Raw genomic sequence first — 25,042 nt, forward strand, 5'->3', positions numbered from 1 at the left:
GGGGAGTACTGCCCGGCGGAGTTGTGCACCAGCAGGTTGCCCAGGTCGTTGTGCAGGTTGTTGCCCCCTGCCCAGTTGGCGCGCAGGCCGTCGGCGCCGGCCCGCTCCAGCCGCGCGATGTACCAGGCGCCGTCGGCGGGGTTCTGCTCGTTGGACGCCCCGTACTCGTTGATCTGGTACGGCCGCGGGTGCGCGATGCCGCGGGAGTTGAGCGTGGTGTTGGCCGTGGAGACGTTGGCGACCGGGTCGCCGGGCAGGGAGTGCCAGCTGACGATGTCGGGGACGACGTTGTTGGCCTTGACGTAGTCGAGGTACTGGGTCCACCAGCCGCCGGTGGACGGCACGCCCGCGAAGCTGGGGCCGACGATCAGCTGGGACGGGAACGCGGCGCGGACACGCTGGTAGGCGCGCTTCCACATCTCGAAGTACTGGGACTGGGGCCGGTTCCAGAAGATCGTGATGTTGGGCTCGTTCCACAGGTCCCACTGGACCGGGGCGCCGGTGGCCCGCACGTCGTTGATCAGGCGGGTGAGGAAGTTGTCGTAGTCGGTCCAGTTGCCGTTGTCGCCCGGGTAGCGCGTGATGGGGTAGCCGTCGGCGCCCCACAGGTCGTGCACCAGCAAGATGAACTCGCCGCCCAGCGACCGGGTCCGCAGCAACTGCGCGCGGGTGGCGTTCCACCGGCGGTCGTACTTGCCCGACACCCACCCGCCCGGGGCGTCCAGCTGCGCGCCACCGGCCCGCATGTACCGGAACTTCACATCCGTGAAGTAGTTGCTCGGCGGATTCGCGGCGTTCTCCGTCATGCCGTAAATCCACCCCGACGCCCGATAGGTCGGCGAACCACTCGCGGAGGCGAAATTGACGCTGATGGACTGGTCCGCCGCCTGCGCCGGCCCGGCGGACACGACGACGGACGCGGTGATGAGAGCACCGGCGGAGAGAAGAACGGCCAGGCCACGGCGGTGTCTGTGCCGCCGTCCAAATGTGATGTTCACTCAAGACTCCGTTGACATGAGGGGATGGGCGGCTGCAGGACAAGCCCCGCGCCTGTCCTGGAGCCTGCGGTGTCGTCTTCAGGTGAGGGGGATGAGCGGTCGCACATGGACCGTCCCTAATCGAATCGATTCGGCACTGCGGTGCCGAATTCCGCGGACGTGTTCATTCACTCTCCATGGGGAACGCGGCGGCTTCGCCGCCGGGCGCGGTCGCGCCGGCCGCGGAATTCAGGCGGCCGGCGTTGCCGTCGGCGTCACAAAAGCGAGCAGAGGTCGGGCCTGGTGAATTCGGGCTCGGTCCAGCTAAGTCCGCGGCGCGATCGGCGTCACGACCGGCAACCCCTGCCGATTACCGCCGACGCCGGCTGGAGGCCGCTTCGGGACTCAGTGTGGAAACCTTCGGCGAAGCTTGTCAAGGTATTGCAGAATCGATTCGATTGAGCTCACGCACCGTGTCCCCGTCGGCTCTCGATGGCAGACGATCGGAAGGGCGAGAATTCCCTCATCTTCCATCGCGAATCCCTTTTCGCGGGCAGCGGACGCCTCCGCGCCTGTTCAGATCGCCATTGAGGAGCGTCATGTAAGTTTCATCAAGGGAAGAACACGTCGAGGGGAAATCGCCCCTCCCCTATCACGCGACGCGCGGCGGCACCGCCCCTGAGAGGGCCTGGGGCGGTCCCGGGGCCGAGTTCAGGAGCATCCCCGAGGACGGGACCCCTCCGTAACACCACGATCGCAACATCATCGATCGACGGTGCGGAGGACATGTGATGAGACGACGCCTTGGATCCCGGCGTGGCGGGGGAGCGTCTGCCCCGTGGGTACGCAGGCGGTGGACGGCCCTGGGCGCCGTCGCGATCACGGCCGCGGCCGTGACGGCCGTGGGCGCCGGACCGGCGCGGGCCATCGCCGGTGGGCGCGAGGTGCTCAGCTCGAAGGAGGCGCCGTGGATGGCGACCCTGGCGGTCAGAGGGCCGGAGCCGCTGCTCCAGCGGGCCTCCTGCGGAGGCGCCCTCGTCGCGCCCGACCGAGTGCTGACGGCCGCGCACTGTGTGGCCGGGATTCCGGTGGACCAACTCAGGGAGGTCGCCGAGTACCACATCGGCGCCACCGTGTTGTCGGGCGACCCCGGCCAGGTCGCGCGGATCGCGGCGGTGTCCGTCCATCCGCGATACCGGCTCATCCCCTCCCCCACGGCTCCCGATGACCCCGAAGCCGGCAGCGCCGCCTTCGACCTCGCAGTGATCACGCTGGATCGTCCGATACATGGAGTACGTCCGCTCCCGGTGGCCTCCCGCGCGCCGGCGCCGGGCACACCGGCCGTCCTGTACGGGCATGGGCTCATCGGTCCGCCCAACCCGAGCGACCCCGAATCGGTGCGCGGCGACGTCCTGCGCCGCGGCGTCTACGAGGTGACCGGCGACAGCGTGTGCTCCGCCGCCACACCGGCCACGGTGGACACCGAGTCGGTGCTGTGCGGGCAGGGCCCCGCTGTCGCATGTTTCGGCGACAGCGGCGGGCCGCTGGTGATCCGGAGCGACGGCCGCCGCATGATCGCCGGTGTGTTCAGCTTCGGCATGGAGACCGCCGGCAAGCCGTGCGGCACTCCGGGCCCCAACGCCTTCGCCGACACCGCCACGACCTACCACTGGATCCGGCGGCGACTCGGCCTGCCGCTGCCGGAGTAGGTCTCCCGTGGGGTACGTCTGGTTCCACGGCCGAACGACTCGGGACTTACTCGTCTAAGATCCCTGCAGGACGAGTAAGGGTGGGTCCGCATTGGCGAAACCTTGTGCCCGCTTCACGGGCGCGCATACGGTTGCGGCTGACATGGAGCGGCAAGCGGGAGCCGGCGACCTCGGCGCGCGGCGATGGATGAGGGCCCGATGACCTCGGTGACGTTCCGGGTTCTCGGGCCGGTGGGCGCACACGACGGCGCCGCTGAGCTGGATCTCGGCGGCCTGCGGCAGCGTGCCGTCCTGGCCCGCCTCCTCGTCGCACGCGGCCAGGTCGTCCCCGTCGACACCCTGCTGTTCGACCTGTGGGACGACGACGCGGCGAAGGGCGCCCAGTCGGGGCTCCAGGTTTACATCTCACGGCTGCGCCGCGTCCTTGAGCCGAACCGGCCGCGCGGCGGCCCGAACCGCCTGCTCGTCACGGTCGCGTCCGGGTACGCCCTGCGTGCCGCCCCCGAGCTGGTGGACGCCCTGCGTTTCGAGGCCACCGTCCGCTCGGCCGGGGAACGGCTCGACGAGAACCCCCAGGCCGCGCGTGCCCGGCTGGAGGCCGCGCTCGGCCTGTGGCAGGGCACGCCGTACTCCGACTTCGCCGACCAGTCGTGGGCCGAGGCGGAGGTGGCACGGCTCAGCGAGCTGCGCGTGGTGGCCCGGGAGCGGTACGCCGACGCCGGGCTGCGGATGGGCCTGCACGCCGAGACCGTGCCCGACCTGGAGGCGCTGACCACCCAGCACGCGCTGCGCGAGGAGGGGTGGCGGCTGCTCGCGCTGGGCCTCTACCGGTGCGGGCGGCAGGGCGACGCCCTCGCCGCGCTGCGCAAGGCCCGCGGGATCCTGTCCGAGGAGCTCGGCATCGACCCTGGACCGGCGCTGCGGAAGCTGGAGTCCGACATCCTCTCCCAGGACCCGGGGCTCGACCTGGTCCTCCCGGCTCCCCGCCGCACGGTGGAGGTCACCGCGACCTGGCCGCCGCGGCCGGTCGAGGCCGGTGACGCGCCGCCTCTGGAGCCCGAGCCGTTCGTCGGGCGGGACGCCGAGCTGGCCGCGCTCATGACCGCCGCGCCCCGCGCCCAGGCGGGCCGGTTCGCCGTAGGAGTGATCAACGGGGATCCCGGCGCGGGCAAGTCGACCCTGGTCCGCCAGCTCTTCGGCCGCCTGGAGGCGGAGGGCTGGGTGGGCGCCACCGGAGGCTGCCCCGACAGCACCGCCACCCCGCCCGGCTGGGCGTGGGTGGAGATCCTGCGCACGCTCATCGCCCGCCGGGGCGCCGGAGAGTACGCCGCCCTGCTCGCGCCGCTGCTCGACGACACCGCGCCGGACGCCGCCGACGACGAGGCGTCCGGCGGCTTCCGGCTGCACCGGGCCGTCGGCGGTTACCTTTCCGCGGTCGCGCGGGAGGCCCCGCTGCTGATCGTCCTGGAGGACCTGCACTGGGCCGACGACCAGACGCTCGCGCTGCTGCGGGCGCTGCCCAGCCTGCTCGCGGCCAGCCGGGTGCTGCTGGTCGTCACGTGCCGCGACGGCGAGCTGAACGACCAGCAGCAGGACGTGCTCGCCGCGCTCGCCCGGCTGGATCCGGTACGGGTCGGCCTCGACGGGCTCGACGACGCCGCGGTGGCGGAACTGGTCCGCGCGACCTGCGTACGCGACGTGGACGACGAAGTCGTGATCACGATCGTGGAGCGCACCGGCGGCAACCCCTTCTTCGTCAAGGAGACCGTGCGCCTGTTCGAGGCGGAGGCGGACATCTCCGAGGTGCCGTCCGGGGTGCGCGACGTGCTGCGCCGCCGGATCTCCCGGCTTCCGGAGCGGGCGCAGCAGGTGCTGCTGCAGGCGGCGGTGATCGGCCGGGACGTGGACGTCGACGTGCTGGTGGACGTGTCCGGCGACGAGGACGCGGTGGTCGACGCCGTCGAGGCGGGCCTGCTGGCCGGCCTGGTGACCGAGCCCGGCCCCGGAATGCTCCGGTTCGACCACGACCTGGTCAGGGACACGCTCTACTCCGACGCCTCCCGGCTGCGCCGCTCGCGCCTGCACGCGGCCGTCGCCTCGGTCATCGAGCAGCGCGCCCCGGGGGACGTCGCCGCGCTGGCCCACCACTACGACGCCGCCGGCACCGTGGAGACGGCCGCCAACGCCGTACGGTACGCGGGGCTGGCGGCCGAGCAGGCCGAGCGGCGGTTCGCGCATCGCGAGGCGGCCTCGCTGTGGCGGCAGTCCATCGCCGCGTTCGACCGCGCCCACGCGGGCGGCGGCCCGGCCCGCGAGCGGCTGGAGTTACAGCTCAGGCTGATCCGGGCGCTGGCGCTGTGCGGCGACATGACGGCGGCGCGGGGCGAGCGGCGCGAGGCGATGGACGTCGCCCTGCCCCTCGGCGACCTGGAGCTGACCGCCCGGGTGGCGGCGGCGCTCGCCGTCCCGCACAAGGGCATCGCGCGGGACTTCACCCGCACCGCCTGGGAGATCGTCGACGTCACCGAGAAGGCCCTGGTGGAGCTGCCGCCGGGTGAGCAGTCCCTGCGGGCCAGCCTCCTCGCCACCCTCGCCCTCGAACTGGAGGGCTCGGCCACCCAGCGCGGCTACCAGGCGTCCCTGGAGGCCGAGGAGCTGGCCAGGTCGAGCGGCGACCCCGCCCTGCTCGCGATGGCGCTGAGCGGGCGGCTGCGCCAGTCGTACACGATGACCCAGGTGGACGAGCGCGAGACGATCGGCCGGGAGTTGCTGGAGGTGGGCGCCGCCTCGGGGCAGATCGCCGTGCAGACGCTGGCCCATCTCGTGCTGCTGGAGTGCGCGGCGGCCCGCGGCGCCTTCGACGAGGCCGACGAGCACCTGGCGCAGGCCGAGCGGCTCGGCCGGCAGTACGACCTGTCCGCCCCGGCGGCGGTCGGCGCCTGGTACGCCGGGCAGCGGCTGATGATCACCGGCGACTACGCGGGGGCCGAGCGGGCCTACCGCAGCGCCGCCCGGCTGACGGCGCGCGCCGGCATGCTGGAGGGCCGCCAGGATCTGCCGCTGATCGCCACGTTCTGCCTGCACCTGGTGGACGGAAGGGCCGCCGAGATGGTGGAGCCGCTGGGCGAGGCGCACCAGCGCGGCGCCAAGTGGACGCTGGACGCCTACACCCTGGCCCTGGCCTCGGCCGGGCACCTCAAGGACGCCCACGCCGTCGCCACGGGCCGTGAGCCGGTGCGGACCGACTTCCTCTACGAGGTCACCCTCATCTGGCGTGCCCTCGCCGGGATGCTGCTCGACGACGAGGAGCGGATGCGGGAGGCGTACGAGAAGCTGGTGCCGTTCCACGATCGGATCGCCGGGGCGGGCACCGGCGTGGTCGCCCTCTGGCCGGTGGCCAGGACCCTCGGCGACCTCGCCGTACGGCTCGGCCTGCCGGCCCGCGACCACTACGAGAAGGCGCTCGCCGTGGCCGAACGGGTGGGCGTGCCCCGGTGGGTCACGGACGCGCGCAAGGCGCTCAGCAGCTGACCGCGGGCTTCCCGCCCGGATGCGAGCGCGAGACGCCCCGGTGCGAGCGCGCGACACTCCGGTGCGCAACGCTCCGGCCCGAAAGGATCCGGCCCGGGACGCTCCGGTGCGAACGCGGGGTGTCCGTGCCGGGCGGCGAGCCGGCGCGGGGCGGGTGAACCGGGTCGCACCGGTCCCCGCCGGGAGCCGCGGCGAGCGTGCCGGGAGGGGGCGGCGAGTCCGCGAAGGCCCCTGTCGCGTGCACCGTCGCCGGGCCGGTCCGTGTCGCGGAGCCGGTCTCGGCGGTGAGGGCGGTGACGGCCGTGCGGGCTGTGCCTGCCGCCGTGACCAGCCGGATGCCGGGGACCCCAGGCGAGGCCCCCATGTATGCGGCGGTCACGGCGAGGGTGGCGACCAGCAGCTTGCCCGCGGTGGCCGTCCCGCTCGCCAGGATCGGCACCACGCTGCTTCGCGGACTCATCGCCCCCACTTTCATCACACACCCAGATGTACGACGAAAGGGTTGACCTCCGGTTGACGGCGGCTTGCAAGGCGGCCGGTCGGCGGCGATAAGGTCGGGATCGCCCGATGAGATGTCGTACCCGGCGGTGAGAACACGTGCGGATCCCTGACCCGGCGGGGGCCTCGGTTCTCGGCCTCCCCCTGTGGCTGGTCGTCGCGGCCGGAGCGGTCGCGCTGTTCGGCGCGTTCCAGGTGTACTACTGGGTCGGCCGCCGGCTCGGCGACGCCCTCTATCGATCCCGTGCCGGGCAGCGGATCGGCCCCGAGCGGATCGCACGGGTGGAGGGCCTGGTCGGCAGGTGGGGCGCCCTGGCCGTCTACGGCTGCTTCTGGGTCCCCGGCCTGCGGCACACGCTGCCCTGGGTGGCCGGGGCGCTGCGGGTGGATTACCGGTGGTATCTCGTGGCGAGCGCGCTCGGCTGCCTGACCTGGGTGCCCGTCGCCGCGTTCGGGCTCTACTCGCTCCTGTGGGGCTGGCTGTCGCTCGCGGCCCGCTCCCCCGCCCTCGCCGCGGCGGTCGTCGCGGTCATCGCCGCCGGAATCGTCGCGTATGTCGTGAGGCGCCGCCGGAGCGGGAAGGCGCCCGCCGCGTATTGACGCCGTGCGATCATGTCGGGATGCGCATCGGGGTAATCATCGCGCCGGCCGTCCTCCTCGGGGCGCTGCTGGCCGGAGGGACCGCGCAGGCGTCGGCGGCGCCGGCGCACGGCGGGCCGTCCTCCGTCCCATCCTCCGCCCCTCCCTCCGTCACGGCCCGGGAGGCGTACCTCGTGGACGCCACCACGGGAACGATCCAGCTCGCCAAGCGGGACACCCGGAGGGTGCCCATCGCGAGCCTCACCAAGGTCATGACGGCGTACGTCGTCCGGCGGCAGGCCCGCCTCGACTCCGTCGTCACGATCACCAAGGCCGACGTACGGCACGCCGTCGCCGGCGGGGCGACCGCCGCGGGGCTGCGGGCGGGCGAGCGGCTGACGGTCCGGGACCTGCTCTACGCCCTCATGCTGCCGTCGGGGGCGGACGCCGCCCACGCGCTGGCCCAGCGGTACGGCCCCGGCACCACGAAGTTCGTGGCCAGGATGAACGCCGCCGCCAAGAGCCTCGGGCTGCGCGACACCCACTACGCCAACCCCGACGGCCTGCCGTCCAAGGGCTACTCCACGGCCCGGGACCAGGCGGCGCTCGCCACGGCCGCGCTCGCCGACCCGGTGATCGCGACAGTCGCCAGGACCCCGGCCAGGAAGATCGCCAAGACGTCGGTCCACCGGGCTCACACCTGGCGCAACACGAACACGCTGCTCAAGGACGGCGCGCTGGGCCTGAAGACGGGCTACACCCGGCAGGCGGGCTACTGCCTGTCCTTCGTGGCCGTACGCGAGGGACACACGTTCGTCGGGGTCCTTTTGGGCGAGCGCGGCGACGCCGCCCGCTTCGCCACCGCGCGCAAGCTCCTGGAATGGGTCACCGGGGAGCTGGACGCCGGGATGACGGCCGGGGCGGGGATCACCTGAGCAGGCTGTGACAGGCGATGGCCGCGGCGGCGACGACGTTGAGGGAGTCGACTCCGAGGTCCATCGCGGAGGGGCTCATCCGGATGCGGACCGGCAGGTCGGCCTCTCGTAGCCAGTGGGACGACAGGCCGTCGCCCTCGGAGCCGAGCATGAGGGCGACCCTGCCGTCGAGCGGCACCTCGTCCAGCGCGGCGGCCGACTGGTCCGGCGTGAGCGCCAGCAGCCGGAACCCGGCCGCCCTGATCTCCGCCAGCCCGCCGTGCCAGTCCGTCATCCGGGCGTACGGGATGGCGAAGACCGCCCCCATCGAGACCTTCACGGATCTGCGGTAGAGGGGATCGGCGCAGCGCGGCGACAGGACGGCCGCGCCGACGCCGAGCGCGGCGGCGCACCGGAAGATCGCACCCACGTTCCCGTGGTCGACGAGGTCCTCCAGCACCAGGATCCGCCGTGGCGGGCCGGACGGCGAGCCGGCGCCGGCCAGGAGCTCGGGGACCTTGGGAAGCGCCAGGCGCCCCATCGAGGCGAGGGCGCCCCGGTGGACCTGGAAGCCGGTGATCCCCTCCATCACGTCGTCCGGGACGAGGTAGACGGTGACGCCCTCGATCACGTCGGCGAGGTGCTCCAGCCACTTGGCCGTCGTCAGCACCGAGCGCACCGGGTATCCGGCGCCGACGGCCCTGCGGATGACCTTCTCCCCCTCCGCCACGAAGAGCCCGCGCTCCCCTTCGAGGCTCTTGCGCAGATCCATGTCGCGCAGCCGCATGTAGTCCGCAAGCCGCGGATCGGCGGCGTCTTCGACCGGGATGACCACCCGCCAAGGGTACGGCCGCCGGTGCGGGGCCGCCCCGGCCGGCTGGGCGCCGTCGTGCCGGCGGCACCGCCGGCGGTGGCGACGAAGTGACCGACGGTCATGATTTCTCGGTATATCTGCACCAAAACCGGCGTTTTGCCAGCGTTGGCCTTGCCAGTATCGTTCCGTAAGCATTACGTGGAATCTCCTTTTCGGGGGCCCGTACCGCGGAAGCGGCGGGCACCGATCAACACAAAGAGGGCACCGTGGGCGGACGGCACCGCACAGACGATCTCGAGGGCGGCTACAACCCCCAGTACGAGCCGCCTCCGCGCCGGCGCGCGGGCCGGGGCATGGTGTTCGTCCCGTTGGCGGGCGCGGTCGCCCTGGCGGTGCTTCTCGGCGTGGCGGCCTATGTCGTGGTCAACAAGAACCCGGCCTGCAGCGGCGACAAGATCGCCCTGTCGGTGGTCGCCTCGCCCGACATCCAGCCGGCGGTCCAGAAGGTGGCCGCCAAGTTCACCAAGGCGGGCACGGCGGTGGACGGCAGGTGCGTGGCCGTCACCGTCAAGGCCGCCGACTCCGTCGACGTGGCGAACGCGATGGCCGGCAGCGGCCCGACCACCGGCAAGCCGGACCCCGACATCTGGATCCCCGACTCCAGCCTCTGGCTGTCGGGCGCGGGGGGACAGGGCGCGCCCAAGCCCACGGGGAGCGTCGCCCACTCCCCCGTGGTGCTGACCGCCTCGAAGGCCGGCGCGGAGAAGCTCCAGGCCGCCTTCAGCCCGAGCTGGACGGGCCTGATGAGCGCGGCGAACGCCGCCAACCCCGACGGCCTGGCCAAGAAGGTGCGCGTGCTCGCCCTCGACCCCACGCAGAACGCCGCCGGCCTCGGCGCCCTGCTCGCGGGGGCGAACGTGCTCACGGCGGCGGGCGGCAGCGAGGAGACCCTGGTGGGCGTGCTCCGGCAGCTCTCCGAGTCCACGGTGTCGAGCCCCGACAGCCTGTTCGCCACGCTGACGAAGACCGCGGCGCGCATCCCGGTCGGGATCTCGTCCGAGCAGGCGGTCTGGGCGTTCAACACGAAGACGACGCCGTCCAACCCCGCCGTCGCGCTCTACCCCGCCGAGGGGACGGTCAGCCTCGACTACCCGATCGTGGTGACCGCCAAGGACGCCACGGTCCGCAAGGCCGCCGCCGCCTTCGCCACCCAGCTGACCTCCTCGGCCGGCAAGAAGACCGTCCAGGACTACGGCTTCCGCACGCCGGACGGCAAGGGCGGCAGCCTGCTCAAGGCGGACAACGGCGTGAACCCGAAGAATCCGCAGGAGATCGCGCTGCCCGACGCCGCCACGATCGCCAAGCTCTCCCAGGCGTGGCACCAGATCAAGCTGGGCACCAAGCTGCTCGCGCTGATCGACATCTCGGGCACGATGGCGCTGCCCGCCGACAGCACCGGCATCACGCGCATGCAGGCGATCTCCGGTGTCGGGATCGAGGGCCTGAAGCTGTTCCCGGACAAGGCCGACGTCGGCGTGTGGGCCTTCTCCGACAACCTCCGCGGCAAGGGCGTGGACTGGAAGCCCGTTGTGCAGATCGGCCCGCTCGCGCAGCAGATCAACGGCGTCACCCGCCGGGATCTGATCAGCCAGGCGCTCCAGCAGGCCCGCGCGATCCCGACGGGGAACACCGGCCTCAACGACACGCTGTGGGCGGCCTACCAGAAGATGACCAAGGAGTACGAGCCCGACAAGGTCAACACGATCCTGCTGTTCACCGACGGCGTCGGCAACGACGACCCCAACGGCGGCGTGAGCAACGCGCAGATCCTGCAGCGGCTCCGTCAGGCGTACGACCCCAAGAGGCCGGTCAGCATCATCGCCATCTCGTTCAACACCAACAAGGACGAGGACCAGAAGCAGATGACCTCGATCGCCAAGGCCACCGGCGGGGCCGCCTACTTCCCGCAGACGGTCCTGGAGATCCGCAACATCTTCCTCAAGGGCATCGCACGCCGCCTCTGCGCGCCGAAGTGCGAGGGCGCGGAGCAGCAGTAGCCCCTTGTGTTCACAGGAGTCCCATCAGGCGGTTTTGGCACCAGTTTTCCCAGGTCATGCCGGTTGAGCATGATCTGGGAAGGGGTAAACGGGAGCCTCTGAGGGGGCGTCCTTCTCGTGTGGGAACCAGCGAGACCTGGTTCCGTCCCACGGGGAGGAATGTCCGTTGCCCGGATGGCCGGACGTCGGCCGCGCCGACGACCAGAGACTGCTCGAAGCGCTGCTGCGCGGGGACGCCCACGCGCCGGCGGCGCTCTACGACGCCTACGGTGACCGGCTGAGCGACTACGCCTTCGGGCGGCTGCGCGACCTCGACGCCGCCGCCGACGCCGTCCACGACGCGCTCGTCACGGCGCGGGAGTTCCCGGGGCGGCTGAAGGAGCCGGCGCGCCTGCGGGCATGGCTGTACGCGCTGACCCGCTTCCGGTGCGCCGACCGCCGACGGGCCCGCAGCACCGGCACGGGTCCGACGGTGGCCATGACGGAGGCCATGGAGGAGCTGGACGACCCCCTGCTCGCCGCGCTGGTGTTCGAGGCGCTGGACGAGCTCGGCGGCACCGAGCGCGACGTCCTGGAGCTGGTCGTACGGCACGGCCTGTCCCCGGCGGAGACGGGGTCGGTCCTCGGGCTCAGCTCGCGGCAGGCGTCGGCCCGGCTGGGGAAGGCGCGCGACCACGTGGAGAACGCGGCGGCCGCCATCGCGCTGGCACGGGCGGGGCGGGCCCACTGCCCGGACCTGTCGGCGCTGGTCGACTCCGGCGTCGGCGCCTCCTGGCAGGACGGCCCGCTCGGCACCCCTCTGCGTAAACGCCTGAGCAGGCACATCGCCGCCTGCGAGATCTGCACGGAGGGCCGCCGCCGGCACGTGCCGGCGGAGCGGCTGCTCGACATGGTCCCCATCGCGTACGCTCCGCTCTCGCTGCGCCGCCGGGTGCTCGACACCTCGCTCAACCCCGATCGCGAGGCGGCCCGCGGCGCCATCGCGGCCCGGGGCGACCGTTTCGACCGCCGCGGCTTCCCGGTCGTCCCCGAGGGCCGCCGCGGCCTGCCGTCCGCCGCTGAGGGCCGCGCTGAGAGTCGCCGTGAGAGCCGTGCTGAGAGTCGCGCTGAGGGCCGCCGTGAGAGCCGTGCTGAGGGCCGCGCTGAGAGTCGCGCTGAGGGCCGTCGAGCCCTGCCGGCTGTCACGGAGAGCCGTCCTGAGAGCCGCCTCGCCGCCCCTGCCGCCTCCGAGGGCCGCCACGGCCTCCCCGCGTTCGCCGACGGTCACCACGCCACCCCGACCGGCTCCGAGGGCCGCCACAGCGCCCCGACAGCCGTGAGCAGCGTCCTGGCCGACTTCGAGAGCCGCGACGCCGACTCCGACTCCGGCGCAGGCTCAAGCTCCGGCTCCGGTTCCGCGGAGGGACGGCCCCGCCGCAACCGCCGGCGCCCCCGGCCCCTGCGCGCCGCGCCGGTCATGCTCGCCGCGGCCTGCGTGTTCGGCACGGCGGGAGGCCTGGCCCTGGTGTCCAACCAGGCGCCGGCCGGCCACCTGGAGACGGTGCGGACACCGCCGGCCGACGGGCTGGCCCTCGGCCCCTCCGAGACCGACCCGGACGAACTCACGGAGCCGGAGGAGACCGAGCCGACGGACGGGCCGACGGACGGGCCGGCGGACGGGCCGGCGGACGAGTCCTCGCAGGAGCCGGAGCCCGGCGGCGGAGCCGGTCCGGCCGCGAGTCCGCGGGCCGGGAACGCCCGGCCGTCCGCCACGGCCGCCCCGCCTCGCCCCCGGCCGGCGGGCACCCGCAAACCGACGCGGGGTCCGGCGCGCACGCCCGGGGCGGCGTCTCTGTCGGCCCACTGCCCGGGTGACCTCGGAGCGGCCGCCGGCGACGTCATCACCCTGTCCGCGAGGAACGCGGCCATCGAGTGGACGGCCACCGTCTCCGACGGGATGGCCGTCTCGCCCAGCCGGGGCAAGCTCAAGGCGGGCGCGACCGGCCGGGTGACGCTCGCCGTCGTCGACCCGGGCCTGCCGGGAAGCGGGACGGTGTCCTTCCGCTCGGCCGCGGGCTCCCCCTCCTGCCGCGTCTCCTGGTCCGGCCAGGAGGGCTCAGGCGACGCCGATCCCGAGCCGGATCCGACGTCGGAACCGCCTCGAACGCCCCCCGTGGAGGCCCCCTCGGCCAGCCCGACTCCCTGATTCACTCCCTGAGTTCCGCAACATGTCGGATAAGATCACAGCTTTCCGCTGTGGTCCGGTAAACCCGCGGCTGAGCTGAGGCGTCGCCATTGACGTCCAGTAAGCGGGTTGGTCCGATGAGTGGGCCACCATCAGGGAGACAAGAGACATGGGCAGGAAAGGCGTCGCCGTCAAAGCCGTGCTCGCCGTCGCGTGCGCGGCCGGAGCGTTGCTCGCCCTGGCCGACGTGCAGACGCCTGCCCGGATGCTCCTGACTCCGCTGTTCCTGCTGGTGGTTCCGGGGGCCGCGGTCGTCGGACTGTTGCGTGATCGTGACCCACTCGCCACGCTTACGGTTGGCCTAGCGGCCAGCCTGGCAATCAACGTCCTACTCGCCGAAGCCATGCTCCTTTTCGATGCCTGGTCTCCCCGCGCAGGGGTCGCCACGATCGGGGTGCTCGGCTTCTTCCTGCTCGTCATCCGGTTGCTCTACCGGGGACAGGCATCCGTCGAACAGGGGGCAGGCTCCAGGTGATCGTCGACCATCGCTCAGGGAAGCCCGAGGCCATCAGGCTCACCCGCCGGCGCCGCCGCCTCCGTTCGCAGTAACACCCCTCACCACCCAGCCCCTCCCTGCCCTAAGACCGGGATGGAGACCGCCTTCTCCATCCAGTCGCGCCGGTCCGTCGGCAGTCTCCGCTCATGACAGACCGCCCGGAAGGACATCCCCGTCACCATGAGTCCCGAGATCACCGAGCACGGTGTGAAATCTCAGTTCGCCACCCTGCGGTCGTTGCCGGCTGTCGACCGCTACACCCCCCTCGGCCCCCACCTGGCCGTCGCCCCGACGGTGAGCGTGGTCGTCCCCGCGATGAACGAGGCCGAGAACCTGCCCCACGTCTTCGCCACACTCCCTCACTGGGTCCACGAGGTCGTGCTGGTCGACGGCCATTCGACCGACGACACCATCGCGGTGGCCCGCCGCCTGCGTCCCAACGTCCGTGTCGTGCACCAGCGCGGCCGCGGCAAGGGCGACGCTCTCGCCGAGGGCTTCGCCGCCTGCACCGGAGAGATCATCGTGATGATCGACGCCGACGGCTCGACCGACGGCCGCGAGATCATCCAGTTCGTCAGCGCGCTGGTGAGCGGCGCTGACTTCGCCAAGGGCTCCCGGTACATCGCCGGCGGCGGCAGCGACGACCTCACCTTCAACCGCCGGCTGGGCAACAGCGTGCTGCGCACGATGGTGAACTGGCTGTACGGCACCCGCTACACCGACCTGTGCTACGGCTACAACGCGTTCTGGGCCCGCCACCTGCCCCTTCTCGACCTCGACTGCGCGGGCTTCGAGGTCGAGACGGTCATGAACATCCGCGCCGCCCGGGCCGGCCTGCGCATCCACGAGGTGCCGAGCCACGAGCGCTGCCGCATCCACGGCGAGAGCAACCTGCGCGTCGTACGGGACGGGCTGCGCGTGCTCCGCACGATCATGCGGGAGTGGCGGCGCCCGTCGCCCCGCCAGCCCGTCCGCGCCGCCACGCCGGCGGCCGACCAGGGCGCGGCGTGATCACGACGGCCGGCTGCTGCCGCCCGCACGGCGAGGAGGCGGGATGAGTATCCGGATCTCGGTCGTGATCTGCGTCTACACCGAGGACCGCTGGGACGACATCGGCGCCGCCGTGGACTCGGTGCGCGCCCAGCGGCTCCAGCCGCACGAGGTGATCCTCGTGGTCGACCACAACGCCGACCTGCACCTGCGGCTGAAGCGGGAGCACCCGGACGCGATCGTGCTGGAGAACGCGCACCAGCGGGGGCTGTCGGGCGGCAAGAACACCGGCACCGAGGCGGCGACGGGCGACGTGGTCGCCTACCTCGACGACGACGCGGTGGCCGACCCCGGATGGCTGGAGGCGTTCGCCTCCGGCTTCGCCGACCCCGCCGTGGTGGGCGTCGGCGGCCTGACCCGGCCGCTGTGGGCGGTGGGCTCCCGCCCGCGGTGGTTCCCGGAGGAGTTCGACTGGACGGTCGGCTGCACCTACCGGGGAATGCCGGTCGAGCGCGCCCCCATCCGCAACGTCATGGGCGGCAACGCCGCGTTCCGCCGGGAGATCGTCGGGGAGGTCGGCGGCTTCAGCACCCAGATCGGGCGCAATGTGCAGGGCCGCAAGAGCAGACCGCTGGGGTGCGAGGAGACCGAGTTCTGCATCCGGCTGACCCAGCGCCGGCCGGGCTCGGTGATGCTCTTCGAGCCCGGCGCGGCCATCGGCCACAAGGTGCCCGCCTCGCGGGCGCGCTTCGCCTACTTCCGGTCCCGGTGTTACGCCGAGGGCCTGTCGAAGGCGCTGGTCACCCAGAGCGTCGGCACGGTTGACGGGCTGTCGAGCGAGCGGGATTACACGTTCAGGACGCTGCCCCTCGGCGTCCTGCGCGGCCTGGGAGACGCCCTGCGCGGCGACCTCGCCGGGCTGGGCCGCGCGGGCGCGATCGTCACCGGGCTGGCCTGGACGACCTGCGGCTACATCGTGGGGACGATCCGGATGAGGACGCGCGGATGACCGATGCGCACGACGAGGAGGCAGCGGTTCAGGCGCCGGGCCGGGCTGAGACGCCGGTGACGTCCGTGACCGACGTGACGAGCACCGACACCACCGTGACCGGCGTGAGCGGGATGAGCGGGGTGACCGAGGTCACCGAGGTGACGACGGAGGTCACCCGGCTCACCGGCGGGGCGGCCGAGGTCACCACGGTGACCGAGGTGACCCGCAGGACTCGCGTGCCGATCCTGATGTACCACTCGGTGACCGACCAGCCCACCCCCGCCACGCGCCCCCATGCCGTACGCCCGGCCGACTTCGCCGCGCAGATGGCCTATCTGAAGGACGGCGGGTTCACCCCTCTGACGTTCGCCGGCCTGGCGGCCGCGCTGGAGGGCGGCGGCCCCGGGCTGCCCGCCCGCCCGATCGTGATCACGTTCGACGACGGCTACGCCGACTTCCACACCGAGGCCCTGCCCGTCCTCGACCGGCACGGTTTCCCCTGCACGGTGTTCGTGACCAGCGGGTGGCTCGACGACGCGGGGGCCGAGGCGGCGGGCCGGCCGCTCGACCGCATGCTGACGTGGAGCCAGGTGCGCGAGGCCGCCGCACACGGCGTGGAGATCGCCGGGCACAGCCACAGTCACCCGCAGCTCGACCAGATCCCCCGGGACATGGTCCGCCAGGAGTTGCGGCGCAACAAGGCGCTGCTTGAGGACCGGATCGGCGGCGCGGTCACGACGATGGCGTACCCGTACGGCTACTCCAGCGCCCGCGTGCGCCGGGAGGTCCGGGAGGCGGGCTACAAGGCGGCCTGCGCGGTGAACAACGCGGTGGCGGGCGACCGCCACGACCTGCTGGCCGTCCCCCGGCTGACGGTCGGCCGGAGCACCACGACGGCCCGTTTCCGGCGGGCCGCCGAGGGCCGGGGCGTGCCCCTCATCTATCTCAAGGAACGCACTCTCACCAGGGGTTACGCCGTCGTCCGGCGGAGCCGGTCGGGCCTCGGCCGCCTCGGCTCGCGGGTGTAACAATCAAGCCTCACAAGGTGTTGGCCGCTGTATGAAAGGGGAGTAACGACGCGAGCGAGGATTTGAGGGGGCATTGTGGCCCAAGCATGGCTGCCCGGCGCCAGCCGACTTCCCTCCCCCGCGGACTCCGGGCCGATGCTCGGCGGAGCTCCCCGGGTGGTCTGGTTCATCTGGCCGAACGATCCGCAGGTGGTGTCGGCCAAGTCCGTCGCCCAGCGGCTGATACAGCTCCAGCGCCCCTCCCACCTGGTGTGGAATCCGGTGACCGGGGAGATCGTGCAGGTCCTCCCGCCCATGCGGGCCGCCTGCGGGCTCACCGGTGACCGGGGCGCGAACGGGCGGGTGTGCGTGCAGATCCAGGTGATCGGATCGGCGCGCGAGCCGTTCACCGACACCAAGCTCGACGGCCTGGACGAGATACTCGCCTGGCTGGACTCCTGGGGAGTGGCCCGCCTGTGGCCCGCCGGGCCGCCGCTGCCGTATCCGCACTCGATCGTGGCCGACCGCAGCGCGCGCCTGTGGGCACGCGGCGGGCACTTCGGTCACTCGCAGGTGCCGGGGGCACGCGAGGGCGACCCGGGGTCGATCGACATCACCAGGATCGTGGGCGAGGACGCGCTGGGCCTGGAGGTGCCGCGGCCGCGGGAGGATCATCGCCGTCTCGAACGCGTGATGTGAGCTCGCGGATCACCTCGCAGGCCCGCCGTACGTCGGACAGAGAGGCGGAGCCGTATCCGAGGACGAGGCCGTGCACGCGCGGCGGACCGTGGTGGTGGCGCTCGGCCGTGTCCAGCAGCACTCCCCGCTCCCCGGCCGCCCTGACGATGCCGGGCACGGCGTCCGCGGGCAGCTCGATCAGCACGTGCAGCCCTGCGGTGTCTCCGTGGACGAGCGGGCCGAGCGCCTCGACGATGGCGGCCCGCCTGCGGGCGTACTCCAGCCGCATCCGGCGCAGGTGCCGTTCGAGGTCGCCGCGCTCCAGCATGCTCGCCACGGCCCGCTGGACCGGGCCGGACGTACGGTCGGCCAGGCCGGCGCGGCGACGGGCGATCGCGTCGAGCAGGCCCTCGGCGGCGACCAGCCAGCCGAGCCCCACGTCGGGGCTGAGCGACTTCGACAGGGTGCCGAGCAGCACCACCTGGTCGGGGTCGAGCCCGTACAACGCCGGGAGCGGCGCGACGTCGTAGCGGAACTCGGCGTCGTAGTCGTCCTCCACGATGATCGCCCCGGTGCGGCGGGCCCAGGCCAGCAGGCGCTCCCGGCGGGGGATCGGCAGGCGGCCCCCGACCGGGAACTGATGGGCGGGCGTCGTGTACAGCACCCGCAGGTCGCCGGGGAGCGCCTCGACGATCACCCCCTGGTCGTCCACGGGACACGGGACGATCTCGGCGCCCCGGCCGGCGAAGATGTTCCTCGCCTTCCCGTAGCCGGGCTCCTCCACCCCGGCCCTCATCCCCGGCCCGAGGAGGGTGGCGGCGACCAGGTCGAGGCCGTTGCCGGTGCCCCGCGTCACCATCACGTGGCGGGCCTGCACGGGGACGGCCCTCGCCCGGCGCAGGTGATCGGCGAGCAGTTCCCGCAGCTCCGGATGGCCGTACGGGTCGGGGCGGTCGGCGAGCGGGAGGTCGCCGGCCGAGCGCCAGGCCCGCCGCCACGCCGCCACGTCGTAGCCGTACACCCAGGGCTGGCCCGGCCGCAGGTCCACGACACCCTCAGCCGGGAGGCGGTGCTCACCCGCGACGCTCCCTGCCGCGGTTTGTGCTGCATGCCCCGCTCCTGAAGCCGCCGGTGCGGCCCCACTCGTCACACCCCCCGGCACTCCGGCGTCCGGCCGGGGCGCCGTGAGCCCGGCGGGCGCGCCGGCGCCCAGAGAGAACGCGCGGCCCGGAGCCGGCGTCCCCTCCGCGACGAACGTCCCCGAGCCGTGCCGCCCGTCCAGCCATCCTTCGGCGTACAGCTGCTGGTAGGCGTCGGTCACGACGGTGCGGCTGACGCCGAGGAGGGCGGCGAGCCCGCGGGTGGACGGCAGCCGCTCCCCCGCCTTGATCGCCCCGTCGCGCATCGCCTCGCGGAGCCGGTCGCCGAGCTGGACGGCCAGCGGCACGGGAGAGGTCCGGTCCAGAGCCAGCGGAAGGTCGATGTGAGCACGCAAGTGGTCTCCCAATAGTGGGCCGGAGTGGACGTGTTCCACCGGTCCACTTCCGCCTACCGTAACGGGCATGCTCTCCACCACCGCCCGGACCACCGTCCGCCGGGGCGCCAAGCGCGCCCGGACCGACCGCGCCGACCTCTACGCCGTCCTCGACGCCGGCCTCGTCTGCCATCTCGGAGTGCTGGTCGACGGCTCCCCCCGGGTGATCCCCACCGCGTACGGGCGGCTGGGGGACACCCTCTACGTGCACGGCTCCACGGGGGCGGCCTCGCTGCGCGCGGCGCTCGGCCACCCGGTGTGCGTCACGGTGACCCACCTGGACGGCCTCGTGCTGGCCCGCTCCGCCTTCCACCACTCGGTCAACTACCGCTCCGCCATGGCGTACGGCCTGGCCAGGATCGTCGAGGACGACGCCGAGCGGCTCGACGGCCTGCGCGCCATCGTCGAGCAGCTCACCCCCGGCCAGTGGGAGGCGGTGCGCGCGCCGCACCGCAAGGAGCTCGCCAAGACCGCCGTGCTGGCCCTGCCGCTGGACGAGGCGTCGGTGAAGGTGCGGCAGGGCCCGCCGGTCGACGACGAGGAGGACTACGACCTGCCGATCTGGGCCGGGGTGCTGCCGCTCACCATGGCCTGGGGCGCACCGGAACCGGACCCGAGGCTCTCCCCCGGCATCTCCGTTCCAGATCACATCGGTCACAGGGGATAGCGGGCGCCCGCGATAGTTCGGCACACTTTGGGCCAACCTGTTCTCTTGGGAGGCTTGATGGGTGCCGCCGGCCTCTGGAACGTGCCCGGCTACGCGGCGGTGCGCGAGCTGGGCGCCGGCGGCGGCGGTCGCGTGGTGCTGGCCGCGCACGAGGCCACCGGCTCCCACGTGGCGATCAAGTACCTCTCGGAGGAGCTGCGCGGGGAGCCCGGCTTCCTCGACCGCTTCCGCGACGAGGCGCGCCTGCTCGTGGAGATCGACGACCCGCATGTCGTCCAGCTCTACGAGTACGTCGAGAGCGGCCAGGGCGCGGCCATCGTGATGGAGCTGGTCAACGGCACCACGCTGCGCGCGCTGCTGCGGGCGGAGGGGGCGACCGGCCCGGAGGCCGCGCTCGCCGTGCTCAAGGGCTCGCTGCTCGGCCTGTCGTCCGCCCACGAGATGGGCGTGGTCCACCGGGACTACAAACCGGAGAACGTGCTGGTCCAAGGCGACGGCGCGAGCAAACTCGCCGACTTCGGCGTCGCGGTGCGCGCGGGCGGCAGCGCCGTCCCCGCCGGGACGCCGCCCTACATGGCGCCGGAGCAGTGGACCGGCGTCGTCCCCTCCGCCGCCTCCGACGTGTACGCCGCGACAGCGGTGTTCTTCGAGTGCCTGACCGGGCACCGGCCCTACGAGGCCACCGAGCAGGCCCTCCTGCGCCACCTGCACCAGACGGCGCCGATCCCGGCGGACGACGTGCCCGAGCCGGTGCGCGGCCTGGTCGAACGGGGGCTGGCCAAGGATCCGGCCCTGCGCCCGGCGAGCGCCGCCATGTTCGTCGCGGAGCTGGAGGAGGCCGCCGCCGCCGCGTACGGCGCCGACTGGGAGGAACGGGGGCGGCGCAGGCTGGCCGCGCTCGCCGCCGCGCTCGCCGCGACGTTCCCGCTCAACCGGCCGGAGGCGGCCGAGGTCTCCACCTCGCTCGCCCGGACCGTGCTCCAGACCGCGCTCCGGGCGGCGCGGCGGAAGGGGTTCAAGCTGACCGCCGCGGCGGGCCTGCTGGTGCTGGCGGCCGGCGGGATCGGCGCATACGCCCTCGACTCCGGCTCCGGCGGCCGCCCGGCCGCGCATCCCGTGGTGCCCGTGGCGGCTCCCGCCGCGACCCCGGCGAGCCCGGCGCCCTTGTCTCCGTCGCCTTCCCCCAGCGTCTCGCCGAGCCCCACCGGGGAGCCGTCCGCGACGGCGTCCACGCAGGCCTCGGCGACACCCCCGGACGCAGCGCCGCCCACCTCACCGGCTTCACCGTCCGCGTCCGCTCCCGCGGCCACAGCGGTCGCGAGCGTGACGGTGGGCGGGCTGTCGCTGGCACCGGGGGCGAGCCGCACGGCTCCGTCGGCGGCCTCGGGGACGGTCACGGTCGCGACGAGCGGCACCGGGAAGGTCGCGCTCACCGTGCGATTCACCCTGAACGGCGAGACCGCCGCCACCGAGAAGATCACCCTGAACGGCGCGCGGAAGTACACGAGAACGGTGACCCACGCCCTCGGCGGCCATCCCTGCTCGGGCACGTGGGGGATCACCGCGACCACCGCCCCGGCGGCCCGTGGAGGCTCCTCCGCCGCCACCGCCAAGGTGCCCGCCTGTCCCACGGCGGTCACCGGCCTGAAGGTCGTCTCGCTGAAGGTCTCCGGCCCCCGTACGGCCACCGCGCAGGTCCAGGTGACCGCCGACGGCACCGGCCCGATCACCCTGAACGGCGCGTTCGACGCCGGCGACGGCGGCGAGGGGAGCAAGACGGCGACCCTGTCGGGCAAGAAGAGCTACACGCGGACGATGTCGTTCACGTTCCCGCAGCGCGTGTGCGGCCGGCCGGTCACCTTCACCGCCTCGACCGATCCGCCGGCGCCGTCGGCGAGCGCGTCGCGGACCGTCCAGACCGGCTGCCCGGCGGCCGTCACGAGCGTCGCGGTCGCACGCCTGGCGAGGGTCCTCACCGCCGCCACCACCGCGGTCACCGTCACCACCGAGAACGCCGAACCGGTGCGCCTGACCGTGACCTGGCTCCTCGCCGGCAAGGCGGCAGGCTCCGAGAGCGTCACGCTCTCGGGCAAGACCTCCTACACCGTCACGCTGAAGTTCACCTATCCCCGCATGCCCTGCGGCAAGACCTGGGGCGTGACGGCCGCCACGGCCCCCGCGGCGGCGAGCGGCGCCGCCACCCTCACCAAGAAGACGGGGGCCTGTGTCGTCCTGTCCTGATCAGAGGGGTTTGACACAAGTACACGACTGTTTCATTAATTTTCGTCCCACTGGCCCCATAATCACTAAGCTACGGTCTCGTCATGGCGGGGGCACCAGGCGATGAGGGAGACCGGATGTACGGCCAGACAGGCGCCTGGCGTGTCCCCGGCTACACGGAGATACGTGAGCTCGGCACAGGGGGCGCCGGCCGCGTGGTGCTCGCCCGGCACGACCCCGACGGCGTGCTCGTAGCGATCAAGTACCTGTCCTCCGACATGATGTCGGACCTCCACTTCGTCGCCCGTTTCCGGCACGAGGCCCGCCTGCTCGCGGCGATGGACCACAGCCCGCACGCCGCGCGGTTCTACGAGTACATAGAAGCCGCCCAGGGCGCCGCGATCGTGATGGAGCTGATCGACGGCGTCTCGCTGCGCGCGATGCTGCGCTCCGAGGGCCCCACCGGCCCCGAGGCCGCGCTCGCCGTGCTCAAGGGCTCGCTGCTCGCCCTGGCCGCGGCGCACGAGATCGGCGTGGTCCACCGGGACTACAAGCCCGAGAACGTCATGATCGAGGCCGACGGCATGAGCAAGCTCGTCGACTTCGGGATCGCCGCCCACTCCGGTGAGGGCGTCAACGCCGCCGGCACTCCACCGTACATGGCGCCGGAGCAGTGGAGGGGCGGGCAGGCCGGCCCGGCGACCGACGTCTACGCGGCCACCGTCGTGTTCTTCGAGTGCCTCACCGGCGGCCGCCCGTTCCGGGCGCAGAACATGGCCGCCCTGGCCCGCCAGCACCAGAGCACGCCTCCCCCCGTCGAGGAGGTGGCGCCCCCGCTGCGGGGGCTGATCGAGCGCGGCATGGCCAAGTCGCCGTCTGATCGGCCGCATTCGGCGCACGACTTCCTGATGCAGCTGGAGGACGTCGCCTCCGACGCGTACGGCCCGGCCTGGGAGCAGCGCGGGCGGCGGCGGCTCGCCGCGCTCGCGGGGCTGCTGATCCCGTTCTTCCCCCTCACCGAGGAGGCTCCCGAGGCCGGCACCGCCGTCGCAGAGACGCGGCTGGGCGGCCTCCTCGGCCGTGCGGGTGTGAAGATCGGAATCGGCCTGGTCGCCCTGTGCGCGATCGCCGGCGGGACGGCTGTGGCGATCGGCTCGATCGGCGGCGCGACGCTCCAGGCCGGCTCGACGATCACGTCGCCGGCCCCCGACCCGGTGACGGTCGACCCGGTGACGGCCGGCCCGGAGGACACCCCCTCCGAGGAGCCGTCGGAGCCGGACGAGAGCCCCACGCCGTCCAAGAAGGCCACGCCGTCCGCCAAGCCCACGGTGCGGCCGGTCGTCAGGCCCACGGCCAGACCCCCCGTCAAACCCACCGCCAAGCCCAAGCCGACCGTCAAGCCGAAGCCGACCGCGAAGCCCAAGCCGACCGCGAAGCCGACGACGAAGCCCAAGCCGACGGCGAAGCCGACACAGCCCGACCCGACGGTCACGGCGAGCCTCCCCGGTGACCCGCCTCCCACGTCACCACGGCCGCGCCCGACGCCGACCACCTCGACGCCGACCACCGAGCCGACCACTCCGACCACGACCCCGCGGGAGCCGCGTTCCTCTCCCGTCGACTCCCCGACGGACGTTCCCGGGACTCCGGCGGCGTTCGTCGCCCTCGGCCTGGTGACGTCGGGGGTGGTTCCCGCCACACTTACCCTCAAGGCGATGCGCGGAAGGCACCGGAGGCGGCGGTAGATGGGTGACGGCGCGACGATCGCGGGGCATGTCCTCACCGGTCGGACCCGGATCAGCGAGCTCGGCACCTGGCACGACGCGGCCTCCCCCCAGGAGGTGCCGTCAGGGGTCCTGCGTTTCGACCCGCGCGCCGTCGCCACGCCGGAGGCCCGCGAGCGCCTGGTCGCCGCGGTGAGCGCCGAAAACCGCCTGCGGCAGGGCGGGCCGACCCCGCTGCTCCCCGTGGCCGACCTCGTCACCGCACGGGGGGAGGTGTGGCTGATCACCTCACGCCGGGCCATGCCGTCCCTCGCCGACCTGCTCGCCGAGCAGGGCGGGGGCCTCGACGCCGGGAGCGCGGCGACGATCCTGGTGGAGACGGCCCAGGCGCTGCTCGCCGTACACGCCGCAGGTCTCACCCACGGCGCCCTGCATCCCGGGACGGTGATCGTCGCGGACGACGGGTCGGCGCTGCTGGCCGAACGGGGCCTGCTCGAGGCTCTGCGGGGCGAGCCCGTCTCCGCCGAACGCGACGTCGCCGCCTGGTCCGCGCTCGCGCGGGGGCTGGCGGCGAGCTGGGCACACGGGGACGCGGCGACGCTCATGGAGCGGGCCGCCTCCACCGCCTCCACGCATGGACTTGGCCCCGCCCGGGACACGCTCCTCGCGGGACGCGACGCGCTCCCTCCCGGGTTCACCACCCGTGAGCGCCTGGCCGACGCCGTGCGCCGGTGGTCGTCCGGACCGGCGGCGACGGTTCCCGTGCCACCGGCTCCGACGGGCGCGGGAGAGGCCGTCACCCTGCTCGACGTGCCCGGCGGGACGGCCTCCGGCGCGGTCGCGTACGACGCCGCCCGGACCTCGGCGCCCGGGCAGGGCGGCGACGTGATGATGCGGTTCGGGCCGGGGGTGCCGCCCGAGACCACGGCGGCGCAGATCTGGCGGTCCGGCCAGGGGGCCACCGCGCACACGACGGTGGGGCAGACGGGCGGCCCCGCCCCAAAGGCGCGGGGACGGCGCAAGACGGCCTGGGCCGGGACCGTGCTGCTCGCCATGCTGATCGCCCTGGTGATCCTCTGGCTCCGCCAGTCGCCGGCCGCGGACATCGCCGTGAGCAAGGTCGACGTCAAGGCGCCGAAGAAGGTGGTGCGCTGCGACGGCACGGCCGAATTCGTCGGCGTCGTCACGACCAACGGCGAGGCGGGGACGATCAGCTACATGTGGATACAGAGCGACGCCAAGAAGCCGCTCAAACCGGTGCAGCAGCGGGTGGCCTCGGGCACCACGTCGGTGAACCTGCCCCTCCACTGGAAGGTCACCGGGCCGAGCTCCTTCCGGGGCACGGCGACGCTGCGGGTCATGTCCCCCACCCCGAGCGGGAAACCGCTGCAAGACAAAGCGAGTTTTAACTACAAATGCTGATTTCACTAGT

Annotated in this window: 19 protein-coding genes; 15 read left to right on the top strand and 4 right to left on the bottom strand. The window is 73.1% G+C overall.

The window, feature by feature from the left end; genetic code table 11:
- Positions 1 to 998: hypothetical protein (locus AB0B72_RS37890; protein ID WP_367744429.1), on the bottom strand; the 998-nt coding region annotated here is incomplete at its 3' end.
- Between the two features lie 770 nt (positions 999 to 1,768).
- Here AB0B72_RS37890 and AB0B72_RS37895 point away from each other — a divergent pair.
- Together AB0B72_RS37895 and AB0B72_RS37900 are read left to right on the top strand one after the other, a co-directional pair.
- Positions 1,769 to 2,686: a trypsin-like serine protease gene (locus tag AB0B72_RS37895; RefSeq protein ID WP_367744431.1), complete on the top strand. Its 918-nt coding sequence runs from the start codon at positions 1,769 to 1,771 to the stop codon at positions 2,684 to 2,686.
- 198 nt (positions 2,687 to 2,884) lie between these two features.
- Positions 2,885 to 6,217: a BTAD domain-containing putative transcriptional regulator gene (locus tag AB0B72_RS37900; RefSeq protein ID WP_367744432.1), complete on the top strand. Its 3,333-nt coding sequence runs from the start codon at positions 2,885 to 2,887 to the stop codon at positions 6,215 to 6,217.
- Here the strand turns inward: AB0B72_RS37900 and AB0B72_RS37905 are convergent.
- The gene (locus AB0B72_RS37905; RefSeq protein ID WP_367744433.1) at positions 6,207 to 6,677 is read right to left on the bottom strand and encodes a hypothetical protein; all 471 of its coding nucleotides are present in this window, start codon (positions 6,675 to 6,677) and stop codon (positions 6,207 to 6,209) included. The genes AB0B72_RS37900 and AB0B72_RS37905 overlap by 11 nt on opposite strands.
- A 137-nt stretch (positions 6,678 to 6,814) precedes the next feature.
- Between AB0B72_RS37905 and AB0B72_RS37910 the strand changes: the two genes are divergently transcribed.
- Both AB0B72_RS37910 and AB0B72_RS37915 read left to right on the top strand, forming a co-directional pair.
- Positions 6,815 to 7,315, top strand: a complete 501-nt coding sequence (locus AB0B72_RS37910; protein WP_367744434.1) for a DedA family protein — start codon at positions 6,815 to 6,817, stop codon at positions 7,313 to 7,315.
- Positions 7,316 to 7,335: 20 nt separating this feature from the next.
- Positions 7,336 to 8,229: a D-alanyl-D-alanine carboxypeptidase family protein gene (locus AB0B72_RS37915; protein WP_367744435.1), complete on the top strand. Its 894-nt coding sequence runs from the start codon at positions 7,336 to 7,338 to the stop codon at positions 8,227 to 8,229.
- Here the strand turns inward: AB0B72_RS37915 and AB0B72_RS37920 are convergent.
- Positions 8,222 to 9,043 (bottom strand): TrmH family RNA methyltransferase, encoded by an 822-nt coding sequence (locus AB0B72_RS37920; protein ID WP_367744436.1) that lies wholly within the window; start codon positions 9,041 to 9,043, stop codon positions 8,222 to 8,224. The two genes, AB0B72_RS37915 and AB0B72_RS37920, sit on opposite strands and share 8 nt — an antisense overlap.
- Before the next feature lie 245 nt (positions 9,044 to 9,288).
- Here AB0B72_RS37920 and AB0B72_RS37925 point away from each other — a divergent pair, with 245 nt between their 5' ends.
- From AB0B72_RS37925 to AB0B72_RS37955, 7 genes are all read left to right on the top strand, one after another.
- Positions 9,289 to 11,079, top strand: coding sequence for a substrate-binding and VWA domain-containing protein (locus AB0B72_RS37925; RefSeq protein WP_367744437.1), 1,791 nt, complete (start codon positions 9,289 to 9,291; stop codon positions 11,077 to 11,079).
- Between the two features lie 166 nt (positions 11,080 to 11,245).
- On the top strand, positions 11,246 to 13,264 hold the full coding sequence (locus tag AB0B72_RS37930) for a sigma factor (RefSeq protein ID WP_367744438.1): 2,019 nt from the start codon (positions 11,246 to 11,248) through the stop codon (positions 13,262 to 13,264).
- Between the two features lie 148 nt (positions 13,265 to 13,412).
- Entirely contained in the window at positions 13,413 to 13,778 is a 366-nt protein-coding gene (locus AB0B72_RS37935) for a hypothetical protein (RefSeq protein WP_367744440.1), read from the top strand.
- A 201-nt stretch (positions 13,779 to 13,979) separates the two neighbouring features.
- Entirely contained in the window at positions 13,980 to 14,810 is an 831-nt protein-coding gene (locus AB0B72_RS37940; RefSeq protein WP_367744441.1) for a glycosyltransferase family 2 protein, read from the top strand.
- Positions 14,811 to 14,853: 43 nt separating this feature from the next.
- Positions 14,854 to 15,798, top strand: a complete 945-nt coding sequence (locus tag AB0B72_RS37945; RefSeq protein ID WP_367744442.1) for a glycosyltransferase family 2 protein — start codon at positions 14,854 to 14,856, stop codon at positions 15,796 to 15,798.
- Positions 15,795 to 16,808 (top strand): polysaccharide deacetylase family protein, encoded by a 1,014-nt coding sequence (locus AB0B72_RS37950; protein WP_367744444.1) that lies wholly within the window; start codon positions 15,795 to 15,797, stop codon positions 16,806 to 16,808. Before AB0B72_RS37945 ends, AB0B72_RS37950 begins: the two co-directional genes overlap by 4 nt.
- Before the next feature lie 75 nt (positions 16,809 to 16,883).
- Positions 16,884 to 17,486 (top strand): hypothetical protein, encoded by a 603-nt coding sequence (locus tag AB0B72_RS37955; RefSeq protein WP_367744445.1) that lies wholly within the window; start codon positions 16,884 to 16,886, stop codon positions 17,484 to 17,486.
- Here AB0B72_RS37955 and AB0B72_RS37960 read toward each other — a convergent pair.
- Positions 17,401 to 18,960, bottom strand: coding sequence for a PLP-dependent aminotransferase family protein (locus AB0B72_RS37960; RefSeq protein WP_367744446.1), 1,560 nt, complete (start codon positions 18,958 to 18,960; stop codon positions 17,401 to 17,403). The genes AB0B72_RS37955 and AB0B72_RS37960 overlap by 86 nt on opposite strands.
- 67 nt (positions 18,961 to 19,027) lie before the next feature.
- Here AB0B72_RS37960 and AB0B72_RS37965 point away from each other — a divergent pair, with 67 nt between their 5' ends.
- The 4 genes from AB0B72_RS37965 (at position 19,028) to AB0B72_RS37980 (ending at position 25,032) form a co-directional block, all read left to right on the top strand.
- Positions 19,028 to 19,666 (top strand): pyridoxamine 5'-phosphate oxidase family protein, encoded by a 639-nt coding sequence (locus AB0B72_RS37965; protein ID WP_367744447.1) that lies wholly within the window; start codon positions 19,028 to 19,030, stop codon positions 19,664 to 19,666.
- A 57-nt stretch (positions 19,667 to 19,723) separates the two neighbouring features.
- Positions 19,724 to 21,907: a protein kinase gene (locus AB0B72_RS37970; protein ID WP_367744448.1), complete on the top strand. Its 2,184-nt coding sequence runs from the start codon at positions 19,724 to 19,726 to the stop codon at positions 21,905 to 21,907.
- An 83-nt stretch (positions 21,908 to 21,990) separates the two neighbouring features.
- A complete protein-coding gene (locus AB0B72_RS37975) occupies positions 21,991 to 23,631 on the top strand; it encodes a protein kinase (RefSeq protein ID WP_367744449.1) in 1,641 nt (546 codons plus the stop codon).
- Positions 23,632 to 25,032 carry a hypothetical protein gene (locus AB0B72_RS37980; RefSeq protein WP_367744450.1) on the top strand — a complete coding sequence of 467 codons (1,401 nt, stop codon included), beginning with the start codon at positions 23,632 to 23,634 and terminating at the stop codon, positions 25,030 to 25,032.
- Positions 25,033 to 25,042: the final 10 nt, after the last annotated feature.

The sequence above is a fragment of the Microbispora sp. NPDC049125 genome (assembly GCF_040802045.1).
Lineage (GTDB): Bacteria > Actinomycetota > Actinomycetes > Streptosporangiales > Streptosporangiaceae > Microbispora.

Excerpts from the sequence above, each read along its gene's own strand:
- AB0B72_RS37940 (WP_367744441.1), top strand. The coding sequence starts at position 13,980 with ATGAGTCCCGAGATCACCGAGCACGGTGTGAAATCTCAGTTCGCCACC.
- AB0B72_RS37950 (WP_367744444.1), top strand. The coding sequence starts at position 15,795 with ATGACCGATGCGCACGACGAGGAGGCAGCGGTTCAGGCGCCGGGCCGG.
- AB0B72_RS37965 (WP_367744447.1), top strand. The coding sequence starts at position 19,028 with ATGCTCTCCACCACCGCCCGGACCACCGTCCGCCGGGGCGCCAAGCGC.
- AB0B72_RS37895 (WP_367744431.1), top strand. The coding sequence starts at position 1,769 with ATGAGACGACGCCTTGGATCCCGGCGTGGCGGGGGAGCGTCTGCCCCG.
- AB0B72_RS37905 (WP_367744433.1), bottom strand. The coding sequence starts at position 6,677 with ATGAGTCCGCGAAGCAGCGTGGTGCCGATCCTGGCGAGCGGGACGGCC.
- AB0B72_RS37975 (WP_367744449.1), top strand. The coding sequence starts at position 21,991 with ATGGCGGGGGCACCAGGCGATGAGGGAGACCGGATGTACGGCCAGACA.
- AB0B72_RS37935 (WP_367744440.1), top strand. The coding sequence starts at position 13,413 with ATGGGCAGGAAAGGCGTCGCCGTCAAAGCCGTGCTCGCCGTCGCGTGC.
- AB0B72_RS37900 (WP_367744432.1), top strand. The coding sequence starts at position 2,885 with ATGACCTCGGTGACGTTCCGGGTTCTCGGGCCGGTGGGCGCACACGAC.
- AB0B72_RS37980 (WP_367744450.1), top strand. The coding sequence starts at position 23,632 with ATGGGTGACGGCGCGACGATCGCGGGGCATGTCCTCACCGGTCGGACC.
- AB0B72_RS37970 (WP_367744448.1), top strand. The coding sequence starts at position 19,724 with ATGGGTGCCGCCGGCCTCTGGAACGTGCCCGGCTACGCGGCGGTGCGC.
- AB0B72_RS37915 (WP_367744435.1), top strand. The coding sequence starts at position 7,336 with ATGCGCATCGGGGTAATCATCGCGCCGGCCGTCCTCCTCGGGGCGCTG.
- AB0B72_RS37945 (WP_367744442.1), top strand. The coding sequence starts at position 14,854 with ATGAGTATCCGGATCTCGGTCGTGATCTGCGTCTACACCGAGGACCGC.